This window comes from Weizmannia sp. FSL K6-0777 (assembly GCF_038593185.1).
In the GTDB taxonomy this organism is placed as follows: domain Bacteria; phylum Bacillota; class Bacilli; order Bacillales; family Bacillaceae_C; genus Weizmannia; species Weizmannia faecalis.
Window position 1 is genome coordinate 205,429 of sequence record NZ_CP151971.1, and the last position, 21,033, is coordinate 226,461.

Consider the following 21,033-nt stretch of genomic DNA (forward strand, 5'->3'; position numbering starts at 1 on the left):
ATAGGACTTGCCTTAAAGGGAGATACTTATCTGCTCAAAAGTAACGGAGAGCTTTTTGTACCAAATAATTCCAATGGTCTCCGTGTCCCATTTTACATATTGAAACTATTTGCCGACAGCTTTCCTTACACATTATATTCGCGAAAAGTAGCCGAAATCCTTCTTTAATCTGTAATTTTTGCTTATTCAACAGGTCCTAAATAGCCAGTCCCGGATTCAACAGGAAAACAGTCCGATTTGGCAGGCAAAATTCAATTGAAAACCAAATTCAAACTGGATCCAAAACGGGTTCAGTTTTTCTTTTGACCAGTGTAATTTCTATCCTCGATGCAGATTAGGAGGGGAATTGAAAAAGTTTTTTAAGACTGTCGGTGAATGACATTGCATTGGCATTCATCATGATCTGGACCCAAGAAAAAGGTCATTTACGACATAAGACCATTTTATTAAGAAAGGTTGCGGGGTTGATCCTTTTCTAAGAGGAGGCAAGAAAGACCATCCTTTTTCGTTTTCAAGATGGTCTTTTTTAATCAAAATTCAATTTTTCTATCCCTTTCTTTTTGTTGATAAAATCACCAATTGTCCTAGTAAAGCCACTAGCACAAGACAGCCGGCTGCAAATGGAAGTTGGGAAGGTGTCAATCCAGCTACCATAACAACCCCTCCAAGCGCAGACCCTACTGAGCTCCCTAAATAATTGGCGGAACTGTTTAAAGCGACAACAGCGGGTCCGTGTTTAGGCTGTAGCTCGAGTAATACATGCTGTTGAGGGGCTAGTGAAGCCCATCCCATTGCACCCCAAATAAAGAAGGGTAGAAACATTAGAATAGGAACTCTAAGACCTAACGGCAGACTGAACATGGCTAATGCTAATAGAATTAATATACCGCCCGTAATCCAGCCTGGACGTCCTATTCGATCAATAAGAGTACCAATGAATAAGCTGCCGACAACACCACCAATGCCCCACGCCCAAAGATATGGTGTAACAGAATGGATTCCATCCAAGTTCTGCAAGATTGGAGCGATATACGTATAAAGCCCCAAACTTGCAATGCCTGTCACAAAAGTAATGCCAACCGTTGCTGTTACTCTTCCATTGGCCAGCATTGCAAGACGTTGCCGTAATGACGGTGGGGGCGAAGCTGGAATGTTTGGAAACCAGATGACAATCCCAATCATAGCAATGAGACCAAGTATCGTAATGAGCCATAACGTCCCATCCCAACCTGCATGCGCAGCAACTATCAATCCGAGTGGAACCCCCACGACCGTCCCCATGCTCATACCGCCTAATGTCATACCTAAGGCACGTCCGCGCTTCTTATCGGAAACAAGAGATGAAGCGGTTGCCGTGGCAAGCGGAGAATAAAGACCAGCTCCGATCCCTGCAATTCTTATACGATCAATCGTTTCCAAAGGGAATTTATCTATGCGGCTGGCGTACGAATGTCATCTTGAACATTTGTGAAATATACGCTCATAAAAAGGCATTCCGGCAAATATTTCAAAGTATACGGCTGATTGACTGGGTGTCGAAGCTGAAACGGAATACTGGAAATTGAAACGCCTGCAAATGTGGGGAGGGGGGAGTATGGCCATAACAACCCGAAAACAGGCAATTATAATTCCACTTTTAGCAATACCTTCAAACATATAATTCTAATTACTAAATATTTACCTATCGAATTTTCACACTTTTTTAATTGGGGATGATATCTTTTTATCCAGTTCTATAAGTAATTGACCGATCTTTTTATCATGAATCACTTGATCGGCATACCGATCAAATTGGGTCGGTTCCATGTTCACAATCACTAATTTTGCACCGTTCTCTTTGGCGATTAAAGGAAATTGGTTGGCAGGTGTAACGGATAAAGAGGAACCTAAAACGATAAAAAGGTTTGCTTTCTCCGCTTCCTCCAGAGCAAATTGAAAAGCTTCTTGTGGCAGCGCTTCACCAAATAATACGATATTTGGTCTTAGCACCCCGCCGCATTCACAGTAGAAATCGTTGTTGACATAGTTTTCACTACTATATTCTCTTCCGCACGTTTGGCAATGGACTTTTTTAAGGGTGCCGTGCAATTCAGCGACCCGCTTACTGCCCGCTTCCTGATGAAAGCCGTCCACGTTTTGAGTAATAATTGAGCGAATGAACCCTTGCTGTTCCCATTTGGCTAATATATAATGACCTTGATGCGGCCCAAATTCTTTTACGCCTAATACGCGTTCCCGATAAAACGCGATAAATGCTTCGACATTTTCATTCAGGGCTTTCGTACTGGCAATTTGACTTGGATCTTTCTTTTTCCACAGTCCGTTATGTCTTGAACGAAAATCCGGTAGTCCGCTTTCGGTTGACATCCCTGCTCCGGTAAAGACGACCGTATGACGGGATGACTTTAACCAATCTTCTAACATGAAATCCGCTCTCCTTATTTATGTTAGATAAGTTTCCCTACAAATCATTGTACGCTACCTGCCAGAAAACTTCAAAAAGCGAATGCTCTCTCTACATTTTCATTTCAAAGTGTACATTTAGATGTCAGAGTGCCCTCCCATTTTTTTGCTCATCTACCCCTTCGAGTAATATACAGAGTTTCTACTTTTTTAGCGAACCTTGCGTCATATTTTTAGCATACAATAGGACTTTAAATTCATTTCTATTCGCCAAATATAGCCGGAATATTGAATGGAAACGCTTGACTTGTGACTTTTTTCTTGTGAAAATAGTAATAATGTGGAAATCAATGGAAAGAGGGAGAGTGTTATGGGGATCTTTTTAAAAAAGTTAAAATCATGGGACCAGTACATGCATTATTGCGATGATACGGATATAACGGAAATTGGAGGAAGGGCACGGGAAAAATTAAATTACCTCGGTGTGGATCAGGAAACATTACAAAATGTTCGGGAAGCGGCAGCGATTATAGAGCCTTATAAGGAAAAGATGGTTCAAATTTTTTATGAAAGGCTTACTTCAGTTGAACAATTTCATAAACTCATTATGCGATATTCTACCCTCGACAGGCTGTATGAAACTTTAAAAACATATGTGGAGCAGTTTTTTCAAGCAGAAGTGGATCAAACCTATGTGCTTACAAGAATTAAAATTGGCAAAGTCCATAGCAGGATTAATTTAACGGCTGATAATTTTATTGCAGCCCACCATTTTTTGATTCAATCGATGGGCTCTATACTCATGAAGCATTTACATCATACGCCCGACAAAATGACAAAGGTTGTCCTTGCTGTTCAGAAGTTAGCTGCGTTTGACCAACAATTAATTGTGGAAGTCTATATGGAAGAAACGTTCAGAACTTTTTTGTTTGGTATGTCAGATATGCTGAATGAGACAACGAAAATTAATGAAACCAAACAATTAATTGAATCGATGAACAGGCAAATAGAAGAGACGGATAATGTTTCGGCGGCAACGGAAGAAATGAGCGCATCCATTCAGGAAGTGGCCCAATATGCAACCAAAGTTGCGGAAGGGACCGACCAGGCAGTCCAGTCTGTGTTCACAAGCAAAAGAGTAGTAGATCATGCGCTTGGGGATATTCAAATGGTCGGGCAAGTATATGAAAACGTGTTTGAAAAAGTGGAGCTGCTGGATAAAGAAATTCATAATACGAAAGATGTTATAAATGTGATCAGGGGGATAGCTGACCAAATCAATCTTCTTGCTTTAAATGCCAGCATTGAAGCTGCAAGGGCTGGAGAAAACGGGCTTGGCTTTGCTGTTGTTGCCTCAGAAATCCGGGAGCTGTCAGAACATACGAAAGTTCAAATTTCCAGTATTACATCGAACATGGAAGCGCTGCAAAAAGTGGCCAATGAGGTCATCCAAGAAATACAGCAAACAGGCAAAATTGTAAAGGAAAGTGTCGGCCATGCCGAACTTGCCGGTACAGAAATTATGGAAATTGTAAAAATGATGGAAAGTATCAATGAATCGATTACACAAATTGCCTCAATGAGTGAAGAACAATCCGCAACCATTAACGAAATTGCAAATTTAAATAATACAATAAGAAATCACAGTCAGCAGTCCCAGGAGATTGCACGAAAAACAGCAAAATTAGTATTTGATTTAAGCAAAAAAATGGATCACTTTAGGAAAAACTTTTTTACGATTAACATTAAGTTTAGCTCAAAAGATATTGTAAGAATCACGAAAACGGATCACCTGCTTTGGAAGTGGAAAGTATATAACATGCTGATGGGACTGGGAAATATTGATGAAAATGAGTTGACTTCTCACGAAACTTGCCGGTTAGGCCAATGGTATTACGGAAATTTGCCTGAAAATATCAGGAAAATAGATGCTTTTAAACAATTGGAAAAGCCGCATAAAGAAGTCCATCATTATGCAAGACAGGCAGTGGAAAGTTTTAAAAGGGGAGAGGTGAAAACTGGAGAAGGTGCGCTAAAACAGTTGGAAGAAGCCTCCAACCAGGTCTTAGAATTGCTGTCAAATATTGAAGCACAACTCCGGTAGCTTGTGCCCGGATTTAATAAATGCGAAAACACTATAGAAAAAGCGGGACATTACGAACGTCCCGCCGTTTTTAGAAATTCACTTTGTTTTTTCCACAGTGACACTTCCATCTGCAGTGAAAAGCTGGATCATAGATTTTCCCCTGCCGAACGTCATATTTCTGTTAGAGCTGCCAAAAACGTTAACTTTTCCATCTACTGTACTTGCACTGATTGTAGCATTATCCGGTTTTTTCTCCGTTTGTATTTTGATATTGCCGTCAATTGCTCGCAGTTCTACCGGATGATTCAAGTGACGAGTGATAAAAAGGATACTTCCGTCAGTGGTTTTACCCGAAACCCGGCTATCCAAATGCTTTAAAACTATTTTTCCGTCATCCGATTTTACTTTGACTAGGGAGGCTTTCACATTTTCAAAGGTGCTTGATCCGTCACTTGCCTCTGTCGTAATCGTATCCGCGTTGATACGGTTCTGTTCAATTTTTCCATCCCTTACATGGATGTGCATCTCTCTTGCCCGAAAATCCCCCGCCCGGACGCGCCCGTCGTTACTATTAATTTGCAATGATTCATACCATTTTTTCGGCACATACACTTTTAAAGACGAGGATGAAGGGAAGAAGTTGACGAAATTTCGTTGTTTATATTTTACATTGATGGAGAGCACAGCGTTCTTAACATCCGTAGACAAGTGATATGCAGAACCTTTTTCGGCCCTGCCTGATACTGTGATTTTTGCTGCCGAACCAGTCGCTGGTAAAATCTCAATTGCGGTATTATCGGTTGCGATCTGAATCCGGCTGAACTTTTCGTGGACGACTTTTTCTTCCAACTTGGCTTCTTGCCGGAAGACGGGCCTAAATGTAAGGAGGCTTCCAACAATCCCTACAAGTAACAGTACCAACGCCACAAGTGACATTTTCTTTATTTTATCCATTTTTCAGCCCCCCTTTGATCAGATTTACATTCCATCTTAAATAGCGGATAAAGCCTTGCATTAATGTACGGGTCGCAAAATACATCCCGATGACGACAAAAAACCCGATCCCGCAAGTGGCAATGGAAACAAATAAGTAAAAAAGCGTGAATGTTTCCGGATACAGGAGGATGTTTATGAGAAACAGGAAAGGAGAAGCCAAAAACACAATTCCTGTAATCCAGCCGGAAAAAATAATGCCGGCCAACGCAATAAATGGCCCCAGTACAATGGCCAAGTTGAAAAATCCCAATCCAATCGTGGCCCATACTGCGCGCAAAATATTTCCGAACGTTGCCTTTGTCTCCACTCTTTCCAGGTGGTAGGCCGCAACCATGTCTTTTGCAATCTGGTGCGGGGAACCAAGGGAAGCTGACATTTGTTCTTCTGTTTTTCCTTCCTGCAAGCCAATGGCGAAGTGTTCCTCAAAATCCTGCAAAATATCCTGGCGTTCATGGGCAGGAAGGCTTTTCAACGAAGATTCCAATTTGGATAAAAATTGTTTTTTATTCATGATTCACACCTTCTTTTATCAGTTGATTCACCCCATCAGAGAATGCCTTCCATTCCAGGAGCAGTTCGTGGAGAAAAGTCCTCCCGCTGTCTGTCAGTTTGTAATATTTGCGTGGCGGCCCCTCCGTAGATTCCTTTAAATACGTTGTGGAGTAACCTTCTTTTGTTAACCGCCTCAGCAGGGGGTAGATAGAGCCTTCGGAAATGTCAATCTGCTCCGAAATTTTTTGGACAAGTTCATATCCGTAGCGGTCCTGTTTATCTAATAAAACGAGCACACAGAGGTCCAAAACCCCCTTTTTAAACTGGACATTCAAACTTTCTTCACATCCTTCCCGTTGCACACCGGCCAGTACTGTTTTATATTCAGTACTGCCTTTAACAAGAGAATAACACACAGTATTAATTATTGCAAGGTACCGGAATCATTTTTTTCAAAAATCCGGAAAAAATTTTGGCAGTTGGTGCCGGGGAAGAAAGCGGCAGTGTAAAAACCCATTTTTGGAAAACATCCACTAGGACGAGGTTGGAACGCTGGTCAGAAAATTATAAAAGTAAAGGATTTCAAACTTTATCCGATAAAACAGGGTAGAAAACCGAATATTCTTGACCAAACGCGAGGTCTAAGAATGATTCTGAAAAAAGAGGGATAGCAAAATGAAGATCGCCAAATTGAAAGACTTTCACTCCATCCGGCAAAAGCTTATGGCCATTTCCATTGTTCTTTTGGTGGTGCCAATGCTTATTTTAGGTTTCTTAAGCTATAACCGCAGTGCCGCCAGTTTAAATGAACTGGGAAAAACCAATCTAAAAAATAATGTCAATGAAACAATCCGGTTGATAGCTGTACTGGATGAGGAAGTGAAAAGTGGGAAAATTTCTTTAAGTGACGCACAAGAAAAAGTAAAAATTGCCATTCTCGGTGAAAAGAAAAAGGATGGCACACGTCCGGTTAATAAAAGCATTGATTTGGGAAAAAACGGATACATGTTTATTTTGGATGATACAGGAACTGAAGTGGCGCATCCTTTTATAGAAGGAAAAAATATTTCAAATGAAAAAGATGCTGACGGGAATCATTATGCCAATAAAGTCCTTGGAGCCGGGAAAACAGGCGGATTTACCTATTTCTCATACAGTTACCCGAATGATCAACACAAAGTCGGCAAAAAAGTGGTGTATGCAAAAAAGGATCCTTACTGGGGATGGACGGTTTGTGCAGGCGCCTATATGTCAGATTTTAACCAGCCGGCCGAACAAATCCTTCACTCACTTTTAATCGTTATGGGCATCACACTTCTCGTCGGGCTGTTCATCATATGGCTGTTCACGAGAAGTATTGCAGCCCCGCTTGGAATGGTAATGGATCATATCAGAAAAATTTCGGGCCATGATTTAACGGCCGGGCACATCAAGGTCAAGACGAAAGATGAGATCCGCAAGCTGTCGGACGGCATTAACCATATGCAGGATGAACTGAAGGGCCTGATCCATGAGATTGCAGATTCTTCAGGGCTGTTGTCAAATTCCAGCGAGGAGCTTGCGCAAGCGGCTAATGAAGTAAAAACAGGGTCGCAGCAAATCACCGCAACGATGGAAGAACTGGCATCCGGAGCTGAAGAACAGGCAGATCAATCCGGAAAGCTGTCTGAAAATATGAAGCAGTTCACATCCAATGTGCAGGAGGCGAATGCACAGGCGGATGAGGTTCATCAATCTACAAATGAAATTATGACATTGGCGCATAAAGGGAATGAACTAATGGACCGCTCTTCGGGCCAAATGGAAAAAATTGATCAGGTCATCCAATCAGTTACCGGGAAGCTTCAGTCTTTGAATGAGCATTCGGAAAAAATTTCTAAACTGGTGACGGTCATTAAGGAGATTTCCGATCAAACAAATTTACTTGCTTTAAACGCAGCAATTGAAGCGGCGCGGGCAGGAGAAAGCGGAAGAGGATTTGCCGTTGTCGCAGAAGAAGTCCGGAAGCTGGCTGAACAAGTTGCAAGTTCCATTAGTGAAATCAGCGGGATTGTTGCAGGAACCCAAAAAGATGTGAAAGAAGTAACGGATTCTTTGCATGAAAGCTATGAGGAAGTACAGCAAGGCACAGAAACCGTTCGCGTAACAAAGGAAACCTTTACGCAGATCAATGAGCGGATTTCAGACATGGTTGCCCATATTCGAAAAGTGGCTGCCAATTTGTCAGGAATTTCCGGCACAACCGAAAAAATGAATGGTTCTATACAAGAAATCGTAGCGATTACTGAACAATCAGCAGCAGGTGTTGAGGAAACGTCAGCAGCAACCGAGCAAATTGGAAGTTCTATGGAGGAAGTGGCTGAAAGCGCGCATAAACTGGTGGAAATTGCGGAGCATCTTCATTCCCTTGTTTCAAAATTTAAGTTATAAGTGAACTGGTTTTTAAATAGCAAGCGGCATAGGCATTTAAGCGAAGGAAAGCAGACAACATCCGGCCAAAAGTTCACGCGGAAGGATTCTACATATCCCGCTGCACATGGCCAGAAAGAAACGGCATTTGCCCGGTTTAATCAAACGTTTGATTAAACCGGGCATTTTTAACTTTACCTTTTCACTCCGGCTTTATCGTTTACGATGCTTAACGAATGATCCAGCACGGTAATCAGGATGAGGAGCAAGGTGACGCCGCCACAAAATAAGCCGATATGATGAATTCCCGGCGTATTTGCCCCGGATTTTAAAAACAGCCCGTTTGCCGCCGAAGCAAGAATGGCGCCCAAGTACATAAATGTTCGGAGCAAGCCGGCTGAAGCCCCGATTTGTTTTGGATTCGCCTGATAATAGACGGCATTCTGGTTGCCCAGATTCAAAAGACCCTGTGGAATCCCCAGCAGAAGGACAATAAAGGCGATCAAAACAACACTCGTTGTATGATGAGTAAAAAGCAGCAATGAGACGGCGATAAACTGAACAATACTGCCAGCTATTAATTTTAAACGGATGGCGGGGCTTTTCCCGGTCACTCGGGTTACGGCAATGGCGGTTAAAGACATCGGCAACATCAGCAGCCCGCCGCTAGATGCGGATAAACCCCTTCCGTCTTCCAGCCATTGTGGAAACCCATAAATGAAGGAATAAGCAACCAGACCTGAAAGCAACCCTCTTGCATAAGTGAGAACCAGAGGGATATTCCCGCTGAATACCCGAATATCGATAAAAGGATTTTTTATTTTTAACTCGGCCGCAGCAAAAATGGCCCCTGCAATCCCTGCTACTATCAAAAAAGCAATCTTCGACAAGCTTGGATGCATGAGAAACAGCAAAAGGGAAGTTAATGTGATGCCAAATAAGGCAATGCCCGTAAAATCAATGGCAAGAAGCTTTTTCCCTTTCATCGCTTCTGGCGGGGCTTTAGGAAATCGGAAGTATCCCAATAAAATGCAAGCAAGCGATAATGGAATATTGACGATAAAAATGCTTTTCCAACCCCCGGCACCGATGAGTATACCGCCTAGGGCAGGCCCGATCACGGCAATCGTTTGGCTTGCTATTCCGAGCGTCGCCAGGATGCTTCCCGGGCTTGCTTCGCCTGTTCGTTCAGCTTCACTGCGAATCAGGTACATAGATGCGGGATACCCGGCGCACGTACCCAATCCGAGCAAAATTCTTGCTGCAACAAGCCACCAGAAACCCGGGGCAAAAATGGCAATGAAACTTGAAATTCCGACCAATGAAGTCGCTGTTAAAAAAAGGGAACGGGGTCCGAACAGATCAATCAGCTTCCCAACTACCGGCTGCCCAATGGCAGTAGCAAGATATAAAGCGGCAACAAGCCATGCGGTTTCTGAAGGCGGAACATGAAATGCCTGTCCGATTGGAATTAGCGCCACTGACATAATAGAAGAGTTGATGGGGTTGAGAATGGAACCCAAAATCATTGGCAATATCAGTTTTTGATTAAAGTGATTTTCAATTGCAGCTTTGTTTTTCTTTTTACCAGTGTGGAACAAGTTTCATTCCTTCCTTCGACTTGGTTGGCAGGGCCTGTTCTGCTGATTTCAAAACAGGCCCTTTTTTTAATCCAAAGTGCCGGCCCAGGTACTGACCGTCATTACTTTTGCCTGGACAGGGAATAATTTTTCCATCAGCATGTGGTGAATGTCGGGATTGCCATCATGGCAGGCATCCCGGAGTACGATTAAGGAATAATCTTTATCAGCGGCCTCCCGCAATGTCGATAAAACGACACCGCTTGTGGTAATGCCGCTAAGAATGAGTGTGTCAATTTCCTGGGCTTTCAAGATCATTTCGAGATTGCTGCCGGAAAAGGCGCTTATCCGGTATTTTGTAACAACCGGTTCATTTTCTAAAGGTTGAACGGATGGGTGGATCTGTGTCGCTTCATCGAAAATGGTCATGTCGCCGTATCCGGCAACCCGGGCATAAGTTGGATGGCCTTGGTTGATTTCAGGGTAACCTTTACTAAATCCAAGACGGACGAAAATAACCGGGATATGATGTGCACGGGCGCTTTCGATTGCTTTTTGATTCGGGCGCAGCATTGCTTCATTTCCGGCAAAACGGGATACCATGCCGTTTTGCATATCCAAGACCAACAATGCAGCTTTACTGGATTGATTTTGCATGAATTGTCAACTCCTGTTCATTTGGTTAATATTAAGAAGTGGAGAGCTCTCCAGTTCATATTAAACGGAGATGTCTCCGTTTGTCAACGATTTTTTCCGGGAGTGATAAAGTTGAAGGATGAAAAACCAGGCTCCGCACGGGCGGAACGGCGTGATGCAGCTGAGAATCGCCAACGTATATTGGCTACGGCAATCCGGCTGTTTGAGCAGTTCGGGGTTGAACAAGTCAGCATGAATCAAATTGCCACAGAAGCCGGGATTGGGCCGGGAACGCTGTACCGCCGTTATCGAAACAAAGGAGAATTATGTCTGGATTTGATAAAAGACAATGTGGTTTCGTGTTTCAAAGACATTCATACATATTTGGAACACAATCGGAAAGAGCCGCCGGAACAGCGATTAAACGGCGCTCTCCGTATATTTCTCCGTTTCAGGGAAAGCAAAATGCAATTGCTTAAAGGTGTGGAGGACGCCGGTACAACAAATCGAAAAAAGGCAGGAACACGCAGCCCTTTATATGATGAATTGCACCGGTTGCTGGTAGAACTGTATCATGAGATGAATAATGAAAAAGAAGCCGTTCGAAACAATGTCTTCAAAGCGGACATGCTGCTCGAGGCATTAAAAAGTGATGCCTACTTGTATCAACGGGAAGTGCGCGGATATTCCCCCGAGGAAATATTGGAACTGCTCTATATCACATTTGTTTCATGACGGATAAATTTATGGCCACTCGCCATGCATGTACACTGTATGTTGAGAGAATGGTAAGGGGAAGGGGAAACACTGTGGAATGTTTTTCACGATGTAAAGAGAGGCCATCCCCTTGGCAATGAGGATGGCCTGTTTGTACTTACAAAACCCATTATTTTAATTTTGCTACCCCTAATGCAAAATGGCTCCAAAGTATATTTTCAACCGATTCTGCTTGTGACAAATCACATTCAACAATTAAAATGATTTCAGCGTGTTTCCCTTTTAAAACACGCTTCTTTTTCTTTATGAACAGCTCCATTACAAGCCGGATGGCAAAACCCACAATAAACCCGGCAAATGCACTAATCAGCCCCCAGTAAATGGGCCCCCAGGCGAGTTTAAAGCCGATGCTTGCGCCGATTACAGAAAATGCAGTGGCGATCCCCATGCCGATATCAATTAGGCTTGTACCGTCCGAGCGGTGGAGCGTATCAAAAATTTTCCGTTCTTCTTTTCGGTTATCCAGCGGGACCGCAAATATATTTTCTTTCGGAATCCCTTTCTTTTCCAGTGTTGAAATGGCCATTTCCAAAAATCCGTTACTTTCGAATGTAGAAAAAAGCTGCAAACCAATCACTTCACTTTTTGTTCTTTTCGTATCCGGAAACCGTCCGGCTGGTAATGCCGGGTTAAATATTGTCGTAATTCTTTATCGAAAAGTTTGTTGTTTTCGACTGTATTCATATACGAATCATAAGCGGCAAACCCAAAGTGTGAAGGGATGAAAAGAAGCCATTCCGGGTTTATAACCGAAGTTGCTTCTTTTATTTTGCCCCAAAATAAAAGTATAACCGCTTCCTGGAAATGGGACTGGTAATAAAACACCACCAGCCATACGATGACAAAAATTGCTGTTAAAACTCTGTGTATATAGAGCTGCCCCAATCCCGGGACAAATAATGACCACATAACGGAAAGTAGGGGGTTGCGCTTATCCAGGTAGTTAATCTCCAATGCGCCCAATGAAAAAGAATTAAAACGGTGTTCCTCCCGTTCTGCTAACAGATAAATCTTATTCATATCCACGGTTGTGCGATAACTGTCCCAAATGCCAAAAAGGTAAACAGGAATATACATGAGAAGCCATCTTGTGTCCAGTACGGCTTTTGCCATGTCAATATTTCCTTGAAACGAGTAAATCATGGAAAGGTTCACATTTGCTTTCAAATTAACGACAACTTCCCAGATAAATAAAGCATATCCCCTGATATATTTGGATAACAGCAAATGCCCGAATCCGGGAAACGCTGCGGACCACCATGCAATGATATAAGGATTTCTTAAATGCAATTGCGTAGTCCCTAAAATACTAACATGTGCTTTATATCGCCTGGCTGTATTATCGTTACGATAATTGTCCATCTTATCCACCTTTAAAAAGCCCATTTAAGTTAGCTTGCCGAATACGGAGGACATTTATACGCGCGGTATTCTGACCGGGGTAATGGGATGAAACGGATTTGATTCTTAACATAACGGCATCCCCATAATGAAATGGTTGCCGTTCTTTACTGGTAAAAAGGGAAACCCCAAAAGCGGCCGCGCTTCATTGACAGTAATTTAACGGTTTTTGTACGTTTTATGGTTGACGTGTTGTTTCCCGCTTTATATAATTGATTGCGTAATTGTACAATTGCGCAATAGTAAAAATAAAGGAGATGACATGTTATGACTATGCCCTTAGAAAACCGGCGGAAATGGATGAGGCGCATTGAAACAGAAGCCCTCTTATTGCCGGAAAAAAAGCGTATGTCCTCCGGTGCAAATGATAGAGGGGTTTCATTATACAATTTAATAGAATTGGGTAAGAAAAAAGGGCTCCCATTATTTCCCTGGTTACCCGACATTGTACGGATTGTGGTTCACCGAAACATATCGGAGGAGCAAGTTGAACAAGCAGCCCGCATCATAAAAGATGTTTATGCAAGTTTTAAGAGGAGCGCCTTATATGTTTAGAAAAGTGAACGAAGGATGGATGTCCTTTTTAGTAAGATTTTTCAATTCCCTGGGGTTCTATATCTTTACCCCGCTTTTGGCACTATGGCTAACCGAAACCAAGTCCTTGGATTTGTCCAAAGCCAGTATCATTGTTGCCAGTCTGACTTTGTTTTCAAAAGCCGGGGGTGCATTCGTTGGCGGGTTGATCGACCGGCTGGGGGTGCGTTTAAGCCTCATCCTTGGATTATGGTCCAGCGGTGGTATACTGATGCTTATTCCCATCGTTCCATATTTTCCGTTATTCATTGCCCTGTCCGCATTGCTCGGTACTACCATCTCTTTATACAATGTCGCCTTGAAAACGCAAATATCGTTTATGAATGAGCATAAGCGCCTGCGCGCATTTGCGTTATTAAATATAGCCGTAAACCTCGGAGCTTCGATTGGGCCTTTGGCAGGCGGCTGGATCTTGGATTTAAAATCATTGTGGCTAATGTTTTTAGCCGCTGGCAGTTACTTTATAGCGGGAGGAGTGGCCTGTCTACTTCCTGAACCACCCATGGAAAAAGAAGAGAATCGTTTAAATCTATTTAAATACCTGTATTTAGAGAGATATCATTTGCTGAAAAGTCCGTTTTTCCGTTTTTTATTCGGATCAGGCTTACTCTGGTTCTTTTATATTCAAATGTTTTCCACTCTGCCTGTATATGTATCGGGTGAAATCAGCGGCAAGACAACGGGGCTTGTCTTCACACTGAATGCTGTAACGGTTATTGCCTTCCAAGGAATCTTTCCTTCCGTTCAGCCAAAGCTGAAAAAGGAACAATGGTATGCGTTGTCTTTTTTGTTGTTTGGTAGCTCCTTCTTTCTTCTTTGGATTGACCGAACAGTGTTTTCTATCTTTTTATCTATGTTCTTGTTCAGCCTGAGTGAAATCATTTGGACACCATTGATAGATACAGAGGTTTTACAAAAACATGGGAATTTGAGCTCTTCATGGGCCTTTGGCATTGCCGGCGTTGTATGGGGGCTATGGGAGTCCTTTGGAAGTTATGCAGGGTTAAGTTTGTTGAAATTCTTTCCGGGGAGATTATACTTGCTGTTGACTGTCATGACTGTGATAATCGGTTTAAGTTTGATTTTGCGATCACTGTCCATGAGAAAAGGTGAAAATTAAGAAATTGCGATGGGGGGTTGGAAACATTGAAGCGGCTCATCTTATTGGGCGCGAGTGAGGAGGGAATTTCAGCTGCTCACGCATGCGGGTATCATGTTATCGTAATTGAGCGTCCAAAGAAAAGCATTTCTGAAAAAGTAACTGCATTAGCGGAGGCCATCTATTTTGCGGATATTTGGGATACCGATGCCGCGCATAAAGTGGTCGAAAAAATTTTTTCCCAGTATGAAGATATTAAACTCATCCTTAGTTTTACGGAACTGGGACTTGAAACAGCAGCTTACTTGAGTGAGCGATACAATTTAAAAACCAATCCGTTTGAAACAGTAAGGCGGACAAGAAACAAAAATCTGATGAGAAATGCTTTTGCATCTCATGATGATTTGAAACTGCAAACTTTTTGCGGAAAGGCAGACAGACTCCCCGAAAAAATTTCCGGTCTGTTGCCGATGATCATCAAGCCCAATGACGGATTTGGCAGTCAAAATGTTGCTTATATAAAAAACCAATCGGATTGGGAAAAATGGCTGCGGACTCATGCCCAAAGTAAACTTGAGTGGATTTTGGAACCTTTTATTGAAGGCCCGGAGTTTAGCGTAGAAACAGTTTCATCTGAAGGGACGCATACGGTACTTGGCATTACGGAAAAGGAAACGAGTGGTATGCCAAATTTTATCGAAACCGGGCATATTGTGCCTGCGCTCCTGGAAACTGAGCAAAAACAGCAAATAGAAAAGATCGTCAAAAAAGCACTGACTGTTCTGGGCGTTCAATACGGTCCCGGGCATGTTGAAGTAAAATGGGATGTTGTCAACAAACGCCCGGTTGTAATTGAAGCACATACGAGACCGGGGCGGGGACTTTATTCCGTTTCTGCACTTTCTGTCCAGCGGTCTCAACCAATACGAACTTGGCATATTAAGCTTTGAAGGGAAACACAATCTTGATATGCAGCCACAGCATACAAAATTTTCACAAGTGAAGTTTTTATGCTTGAAGAAGGGCGATTGAGTGCTTTGGAGCTGAGGTCCTCTGTCCCGGAGCCTGTTGTGGAATGGAAAATTGCTTATCAAGTAGGGGAGCACATCCCCGGAAGCCGTGACTCGTTTACAAGAGGCGGGTACATCATTGCTTCATCCGATTCCAAAGCACTTGTCGCTAAAGCCATCGATGATTTTTATTCTCGTATTGTATGGAAAATAGATAAAATATAAGAAAGTTGTGGTCATATGGCAGTATTAACCCCTGATTCAAATGAATTTCAAATTAAATTGGAGTTTTTAACCTCTCCTGTCTTTGAAATGATGGCATCTTTAAGAAAATGCTATCTCATGCAAGGGCGGTTGGAATGGGAAGATATAAACTTGCAAAATTTTTATACGGAAAATCAAGGATTACTCAAAAGGTACTACGGCGGTTTTGAGATGGGGGCCCAGCTTGCTGAGCTTGTGATTGGGCTAAGCCAGCCCCATTCTATTCAGGATTTTATCCATTGGGTTCAACAGATGGATCGTCCCCGTTTTCTTTATTACTTATTGGGCCGGTATCTGGAGGTGGAGGAAATTGAAACCATTTTTGAAAACTCGCCCGAACCGTCAAATGAAATAAAGCAAAGAATTGAAAAAAAGGGCGGATTCGTGCACCAGGAACAGTTGGCTTTTGCGGAAAATTGGCCTGTTTGGCATCAAGAGTTGGTCGATTTATGGTCTGCATACTATGAGGAATATTTTTTTAAAATAGCAAGGCATGTGGCGTCTTTTTGGGAGCAAGCGAATGACAAACTGGCAAGGGACCTGAATACGAAAGGGCTAAATGAGGTTTTGAGAAGGCTGCTGAAGGGAAAAACGATTCCTGAACAATTTCCTGAGAATAAGCAAACCGAAGTGGTTCGCTTTTTTCCTTCTTACTTTGTTTCACCAAAGTTCATCCTGATTTGGGGATGGGGCGAATTAAATCTCGTTTATGATCTTACAGCATATGTGGACCAGCCATTGCCCGCTCCTTCCCCTTTTGAGATCAATGACACGCCGGCCACATTGGATGAAATCTCCTTTTTTGGCAAAGCGTTATCAGAGCCGATGCGTATACGGATTTTGTCTTTGATTGCAAGAAAGGAAGGAATCAAAGCCCAGGAGATGGCCGAAAAATTAGACCTGAACCCTGCCACGATCTCCAGGCACCTGAACATTTTGAAAAGTTGCAAGCTCATCACGGAAACCAAGCAAAAAAGCCATAATATTTACTTTATCAATCATAGCGAGTTCAGGCGCTGGGCAAAACAACTAGAAGGGGAGCAATTTTTAAAGGCTTTCGATTGATGCTTGATTCGGCCGGTTTGTTTTAGAAAGCAGCTAAGGTGCATTTCAAGCGCAACGGGTTGCTTTAGTCTGGGCACGTCCCTCGAGAAACACCGGCCGCACGGGCAAGCCTCTCTCCTGTACTTGGTGCAGCCGTGCATGTAGACTAAAAGGAGACAAAAGGTGAAAGCAGGTGTTGTTTTGGTATCCTATATCGTATTAAACAAACGGAAGATTGATGTGGAACGTTATCGGGAAGAGGACGTACAGGGGCTGAAGCAGATCGTGGTTGACTTCAAGGTCACAAGCGATGATTATCATGATATTGCCACCTTGCTGTATCAGGGAAAATTTGATGTGGAAGTGCCTGAAAAGGGGCTTGCTTTCAGGGGTGCGATCCGGGAATATTCTACTTCCATTACGAATCTATATGAAAAAGGCCAGGTCGGCGACTACCATTTAGCATTGCTGGAAGTGAAAGAAGGAGAGAACAAAGCGTGAAACTCAGTATTTTAGACCAGGCGCCTATTTCTTCCGGTCAAACAGCGAAAGACGCCCTGAACAACGCGATGGAACTGGCCCGTGCAGGAGAGTCATTCGGATACACGCGGTACTGGATTGCGGAACATCATGATTTGCCGGGTCTTGCCAGCAGTGCGCCCGAAGTGATGCTTGGATTTATCGGCGCGCATACGAGCACAATCCGGATCGGCTCCGGGGCCGTGCTTTTGCCGCATTATAAACCGTACAAAGTCGCGGAAGTGTTCAATTTGCTCTCCGTATTGTTTCCAGGCCGCATTGACCTCGGCATTGGCCGGGCGCCGGGTGGTTCTGCCGAAGCAACCAGCGCATTATCCGATCAATTTTTGCAAAAAGTGTACAAGATGCCGGAACTGGTGGAAGAATTGCTTCATTTTCTCCATCACGATTTTCCGGAAGACAATATTTTTTCCCGCGTCAAGGCTGCCCCTGTCCCGGCCGATCCGCCGCGTGCCTGGCTGCTTGGCACAAGTGGCAAAAGTGCCGTGTTGGCTGCCCGGTACGGCATGTCGTATGCGTTTGGCCAGTTCATGAGCGAACAGGATGGCACGGCAATTTTAAAGCAATATGAGCAGGCTTTTACGCCCCGTAAGCCGGGGGATGTGCCACAAACTTTGTTAACCGTTTCCGCAGTATGTGCCGAAACAGCTGAGAAAGCGGAAGAAGTGGCATGGAGTTCCCTGATATGGCAGCTGCAGGCGGAAAAAGGGGGACAAGCATCCGTGCCGTCTATTGAAGAAGCAAAATCTTATCCATTAACCGGAAAAGACAAAGAGAAATTGGCAAAAATGAAGCAAAACATGGTAATCGGGAATCCGCGACAAGTACACGCGGCATTCACCAGGTTACAGGAAAAATACGGAACGGATGAAATCATGATTTTGACGATTGCCCATTCTCCCCAGGACCGGATCCATTCTTACAGGCTTATTGCGGAAGAAGTGCTGGGGTGAAGCAAAGTACTGAATGGCCTTTAGCGGCAATAAAAGCCCACTTTTCCTAATTGATGGAAGATGTGGGCTTTTATCTATATGCTCCCCTAACTCGCCAAATGTCTAATGAAGGCTTGCTGAACGAATCCGATTTTAGTTTTCACCCAATTTATCAGCAAGCTCTAGAACTTTTTGCCAAAGCTGTCAGCATACTGTAAAAATCTGGGGATTTTGGTTATTCAGTAAGCCCTATGTTAAGGAAGCGCGGAAAAATGACATTGTTCCTTTACATAGAGGCTGTCTATGTTAAGGAAGTGTGGAAAAAAGACGTCCTTTCTTTACATAGAGTGCGTCTACGTTAAGAAAGCGTGAAAAAAAGACGTCCTTTCTTTACATAGAGCGCGTCTATGTTAAGGAAGCACGAAAAAACGACGTCCTTTCTTCACATAGGGCGCGTTTCAAAGTGTAAGCTTTTCCCTTCATTTTTTATAAAACCCTTGCATTAATTCTTGCCAAAGCTGCCAGCATCCTTGCCAAATCTAGAAATTTTGCTTATTCAATTCAGCAAGCCCTAATTAGAGGTTTTATCGAGACAGTTCTATCTAACCAGCGGATTGTCAATTAAACGCTCTCGTGCTTCAAGGTAATTTAATATTCGGGAAAAGTTCTAAGCATGTAAAGGAAGTATGGGATAAACCAAGTCAAGAGAAAGTCAAAGTACATTACGTGAAAGGCACAGATGTTTACTATTATTGGGGATATTCTCATGAAAATAACGAAATATCTTGTTTCATCATTTATTTTTAGTAGTATTATAGCCGAAAAAATAAATGGATCCAAAGAAGCATTGTTTAATAAAAAATACACTACAACTATAACCCGTCTTTAGAAACAGAGGCAGTGCCTTTTCTCGTAGATCCATCCATTTCATGACAAAATCGGAATTGGGAGAGGTGAAAAGGGTCTAATATCCCCAGCGTTGTTAACCCAAGTATGAACAGAACAACGCATGCAAAGAAAGGAATCGGCCAGGTTATTCCCGTCACCAAGTCAATGTTTTCCAATGAGTTTGGAAATCCTAAGACAACTGGTTAGGAGTGTGATCAAGTGGGATTGATGCAAATGGTTTTAATACTTGAACACCTAGCAATCCAAATACCACTTCAATAACCGCAAATTTTTTCAACCAGATCTCCTCCTGATCCAATCTTCCCGCCTTCCCGCTTTATCACCCGAATTGGCAAAAACCTGCTCGAAGTGAGAGCAGGTTTCTATTTTACTGTACATCTGAGGTGGTTTCATGCTGTTCCGTGATTAAAGTATTTTTCTTTTTTAAAAGAATAACAAAAGAAATCATCAAAAGCACGGATGCACCGATGAATGTAAAAATAATGTTGAACCGGTCTGAGACTGCCCCGGCCGCCACGGTAGAAAGCCCGAAAACGAGTGTGACCAAAGCATTTTGGGTGGAATAGATTTTCGGCAGCATCCGGTCGTCTGCAGTAGTTTGCAAGATCACTTGTAAAGAGATACCTTTAAGCTGGTCGAATATCCCGTTGGCCGCAATGAGCAGCAATGCTACCCATGGAACGGTATTGAAACCGAAAAACAGTGTGGTCAGGCACACCATCCCACTACCGGTGACCACAGTCAGGATCGGCCGGTTTTTGATGAGGGCGGACCTGTAGCCGACAAAGCCGGCCAGCAACATGCCGATAAAAAAGGCCGTGTTTAAGTACCCCCACCACGCAACCCCTGTTTTCAAGCGTTCCCGAATAAAAACATACAGGACGGCAGACAGCCAGGCCGTACTCGCAACTGTTTCAAAAACCATCAGCAAGTGAATCGTTCTTAACGCCCTGTTTTTAAAAATGATCTGCCATCCTTCCACCATTGCTTTCCTCAAAGCATTACCCTGTTTTTCCTGCCAGTTTGCGTGCTTCCTGTCCACAATGAAACCCATCATCAAGGTGGAAAGCATATACACACTAAAGGTGATCCAAAACATCCCGGTTGAACCGAATGAGGACAGGATGATCCCGCCAAGCGCCCAACCCCCTAATTGGATGGACTGGTCTGTAATAGAGACAAGGCTGTTTGCTTTTACGAGCTGATCCCGTGGAACAAGCCGGGGGATCATGGAACTCCTGGCAGGTGAAGCCCACCCGTCAAAAAATGAAATCAGCCCAACGAGCAGAAACAGCAAGGTAATTGTAGCAGGCTGAATGAAAACCATTGCGTAAACAGCTAATGCCATTAAGAGCAATGTTTTGATCAACTGCGAATACACCAGCACCTTTTTGAGCGAAAAACGGTCCAACAATATCGGTGCAATCAAGCCGCTGACAAACATCGTCAACGTGTTGGTGAATGGAACAAGCGACACAAACAGCGTCGATCCCGTGACAGAATAGACAAGGGAAATCAATGCGACAATATAAAACACATCCCCTGCATTCGCCAGGCACTGGCCAAACACCAGACATCCGAATGAGCGTTGCTTCACTGTGATCAAGCCCCTTTATTCAGTTTTTATAGCTGTTTAAGAGGCTTACATCACATTGGACAACGGCTCCTTTGGAAAGAATTTTTTGATAATAAATATTATAAAGTGTTTGGCGTTTGGCATCAATGCCAAAGTTGCCGCCTTTTAAATGTTTTAAGTCATGCATTGTACGGGATGTTAAGGATAAATCATAGTAATAAAGTTGGTGTATCTGAATGATTTTTTCCCTGTAGGAAAAGAGTTAAGTCCGTATAATTGTGTAAA

The 21,033-nt window shown here is 43.1% G+C and carries 19 protein-coding genes; 9 read left to right on the forward strand and 10 right to left on the reverse strand.

Annotated elements, in window-relative coordinates:
- Positions 1-546 precede the first annotated feature (546 nt).
- Both NST70_RS01100 and NST70_RS01105 read right to left on the reverse strand, forming a co-directional pair.
- Positions 547-1,419, reverse strand: coding sequence for an MFS transporter (locus NST70_RS01100; RefSeq protein ID WP_235601861.1), 873 nt, complete (start codon positions 1,417-1,419; stop codon positions 547-549).
- 273 nt (positions 1,420-1,692) lie between these two features.
- Positions 1,693-2,424, reverse strand: a complete 732-nt coding sequence (locus NST70_RS01105) for an NAD-dependent protein deacylase (RefSeq protein WP_061565118.1) — start codon at positions 2,422-2,424, stop codon at positions 1,693-1,695.
- 349 nt (positions 2,425-2,773) lie between these two features.
- Between NST70_RS01105 and NST70_RS01110 the strand changes: the two genes are divergently transcribed.
- A complete protein-coding gene (locus NST70_RS01110; RefSeq protein WP_035190179.1) occupies positions 2,774-4,507 on the forward strand; it encodes a methyl-accepting chemotaxis protein in 1,734 nt (577 codons plus the stop codon).
- A gap of 78 nt (positions 4,508-4,585) precedes the next feature.
- Here the strand turns inward: NST70_RS01110 and NST70_RS01115 are convergent, their stop codons facing one another.
- From NST70_RS01115 to NST70_RS01125, 3 genes are read right to left on the reverse strand one after another with little or no spacing between them, the layout of a single operon-like run.
- Positions 4,586-5,443, reverse strand: a complete 858-nt coding sequence (locus NST70_RS01115) for a DUF4097 family beta strand repeat-containing protein (RefSeq protein ID WP_342475523.1) — start codon at positions 5,441-5,443, stop codon at positions 4,586-4,588.
- Positions 5,436-5,996: a DUF1700 domain-containing protein gene (locus tag NST70_RS01120; protein ID WP_276210794.1), complete on the reverse strand. Its 561-nt coding sequence runs from the start codon at positions 5,994-5,996 to the stop codon at positions 5,436-5,438. Before NST70_RS01120 ends, NST70_RS01115 begins: the two co-directional genes overlap by 8 nt.
- Positions 5,989-6,312, reverse strand: coding sequence for a PadR family transcriptional regulator (locus tag NST70_RS01125; RefSeq protein ID WP_046721647.1), 324 nt, complete (start codon positions 6,310-6,312; stop codon positions 5,989-5,991). The genes NST70_RS01120 and NST70_RS01125 overlap by 8 nt, the downstream gene beginning before the upstream one ends.
- A 340-nt stretch (positions 6,313-6,652) precedes the next feature.
- Between NST70_RS01125 and NST70_RS01130 the strand changes: the two genes are divergently transcribed.
- Entirely contained in the window at positions 6,653-8,407 is a 1,755-nt protein-coding gene (locus NST70_RS01130) for a methyl-accepting chemotaxis protein (RefSeq protein ID WP_061565119.1), read from the forward strand.
- A 173-nt stretch (positions 8,408-8,580) separates the two neighbouring features.
- Here NST70_RS01130 and NST70_RS01135 read toward each other — a convergent pair whose 3' ends face one another.
- Positions 8,581-9,987 carry an MFS transporter gene (locus NST70_RS01135; protein ID WP_017550289.1) on the reverse strand — a complete coding sequence of 469 codons (1,407 nt, stop codon included), beginning with the start codon at positions 9,985-9,987 and terminating at the stop codon, positions 8,581-8,583.
- A gap of 66 nt (positions 9,988-10,053) precedes the next feature.
- Complete coding sequence (locus NST70_RS01140) at positions 10,054-10,623, reverse strand: cysteine hydrolase (RefSeq protein WP_342475529.1); 570 nt, start codon at positions 10,621-10,623, stop codon at positions 10,054-10,056.
- A gap of 102 nt (positions 10,624-10,725) precedes the next feature.
- Here NST70_RS01140 and NST70_RS01145 point away from each other — a divergent pair, with 102 nt between their 5' ends.
- The gene (locus tag NST70_RS01145) at positions 10,726-11,337 is read left to right on the forward strand and encodes a helix-turn-helix domain-containing protein (RefSeq protein ID WP_326244451.1); all 612 of its coding nucleotides are present in this window, start codon (positions 10,726-10,728) and stop codon (positions 11,335-11,337) included.
- Between the two features lie 151 nt (positions 11,338-11,488).
- Here the strand turns inward: NST70_RS01145 and NST70_RS01150 are convergent, their stop codons facing one another.
- Complete coding sequence (locus NST70_RS01150) at positions 11,489-11,947, reverse strand: hypothetical protein (RefSeq protein WP_026104499.1); 459 nt, start codon at positions 11,945-11,947, stop codon at positions 11,489-11,491.
- A 5-nt stretch (positions 11,948-11,952) separates the two neighbouring features.
- Positions 11,953-12,741 (reverse strand): hypothetical protein, encoded by a 789-nt coding sequence (locus NST70_RS01155; protein WP_026683802.1) that lies wholly within the window; start codon positions 12,739-12,741, stop codon positions 11,953-11,955.
- Between the two features lie 586 nt (positions 12,742-13,327).
- Here NST70_RS01155 and NST70_RS01160 point away from each other — a divergent pair.
- The 6 genes from NST70_RS01160 (at position 13,328) to NST70_RS01185 (ending at position 18,284) form a co-directional block, all read left to right on the forward strand.
- Positions 13,328-14,494 carry an MFS transporter gene (locus tag NST70_RS01160; RefSeq protein ID WP_014096437.1) on the forward strand — a complete coding sequence of 389 codons (1,167 nt, stop codon included), beginning with the start codon at positions 13,328-13,330 and terminating at the stop codon, positions 14,492-14,494.
- A 26-nt stretch (positions 14,495-14,520) separates the two neighbouring features.
- Entirely contained in the window at positions 14,521-15,423 is a 903-nt protein-coding gene (locus tag NST70_RS01165; RefSeq protein WP_014096436.1) for an ATP-grasp domain-containing protein, read from the forward strand.
- Positions 15,424-15,483: 60 nt separating this feature from the next.
- Positions 15,484-15,708, forward strand: a complete 225-nt coding sequence (locus tag NST70_RS01170; RefSeq protein WP_046721642.1) for a hypothetical protein — start codon at positions 15,484-15,486, stop codon at positions 15,706-15,708.
- A gap of 15 nt (positions 15,709-15,723) precedes the next feature.
- Positions 15,724-16,812, forward strand: a complete 1,089-nt coding sequence (locus tag NST70_RS01175) for a metalloregulator ArsR/SmtB family transcription factor (protein ID WP_014096435.1) — start codon at positions 15,724-15,726, stop codon at positions 16,810-16,812.
- Positions 16,813-16,992: 180 nt separating this feature from the next.
- On the forward strand, positions 16,993-17,292 hold the full coding sequence (locus NST70_RS01180; protein WP_026104497.1) for a YkvR family protein: 300 nt from the start codon (positions 16,993-16,995) through the stop codon (positions 17,290-17,292).
- Positions 17,289-18,284: an LLM class flavin-dependent oxidoreductase gene (locus tag NST70_RS01185; protein ID WP_014096433.1), complete on the forward strand. Its 996-nt coding sequence runs from the start codon at positions 17,289-17,291 to the stop codon at positions 18,282-18,284. Before NST70_RS01180 ends, NST70_RS01185 begins: the two co-directional genes overlap by 4 nt.
- 1,255 nt (positions 18,285-19,539) lie before the next feature.
- On the opposite strand, the gene NST70_RS01190 is transcribed toward NST70_RS01185, so the two are convergent.
- A complete protein-coding gene (locus tag NST70_RS01190; RefSeq protein WP_014096432.1) occupies positions 19,540-20,769 on the reverse strand; it encodes an MFS transporter in 1,230 nt (409 codons plus the stop codon).
- Positions 20,770-21,033 lie beyond the last annotated feature (264 nt).

Excerpts from the sequence above, each read along its gene's own strand:
- NST70_RS01105 (WP_061565118.1), bottom strand. The coding sequence starts at position 2,424 with ATGTTAGAAGATTGGTTAAAGTCATCCCGTCATACGGTCGTCTTTACC.
- NST70_RS01110 (WP_035190179.1), top strand. The coding sequence starts at position 2,774 with ATGGGGATCTTTTTAAAAAAGTTAAAATCATGGGACCAGTACATGCAT.
- NST70_RS01115 (WP_342475523.1), bottom strand. The coding sequence starts at position 5,443 with ATGGATAAAATAAAGAAAATGTCACTTGTGGCGTTGGTACTGTTACTT.
- NST70_RS01120 (WP_276210794.1), bottom strand. The coding sequence starts at position 5,996 with ATGAATAAAAAACAATTTTTATCCAAATTGGAATCTTCGTTGAAAAGC.
- NST70_RS01130 (WP_061565119.1), top strand. The coding sequence starts at position 6,653 with ATGAAGATCGCCAAATTGAAAGACTTTCACTCCATCCGGCAAAAGCTT.
- NST70_RS01140 (WP_342475529.1), bottom strand. The coding sequence starts at position 10,623 with ATGCAAAATCAATCCAGTAAAGCTGCATTGTTGGTCTTGGATATGCAA.
- NST70_RS01155 (WP_026683802.1), bottom strand. The coding sequence starts at position 12,741 with ATGGACAATTATCGTAACGATAATACAGCCAGGCGATATAAAGCACAT.
- NST70_RS01160 (WP_014096437.1), top strand. The coding sequence starts at position 13,328 with ATGTTTAGAAAAGTGAACGAAGGATGGATGTCCTTTTTAGTAAGATTT.
- NST70_RS01170 (WP_046721642.1), top strand. The coding sequence starts at position 15,484 with ATGCTTGAAGAAGGGCGATTGAGTGCTTTGGAGCTGAGGTCCTCTGTC.
- NST70_RS01175 (WP_014096435.1), top strand. The coding sequence starts at position 15,724 with ATGGCAGTATTAACCCCTGATTCAAATGAATTTCAAATTAAATTGGAG.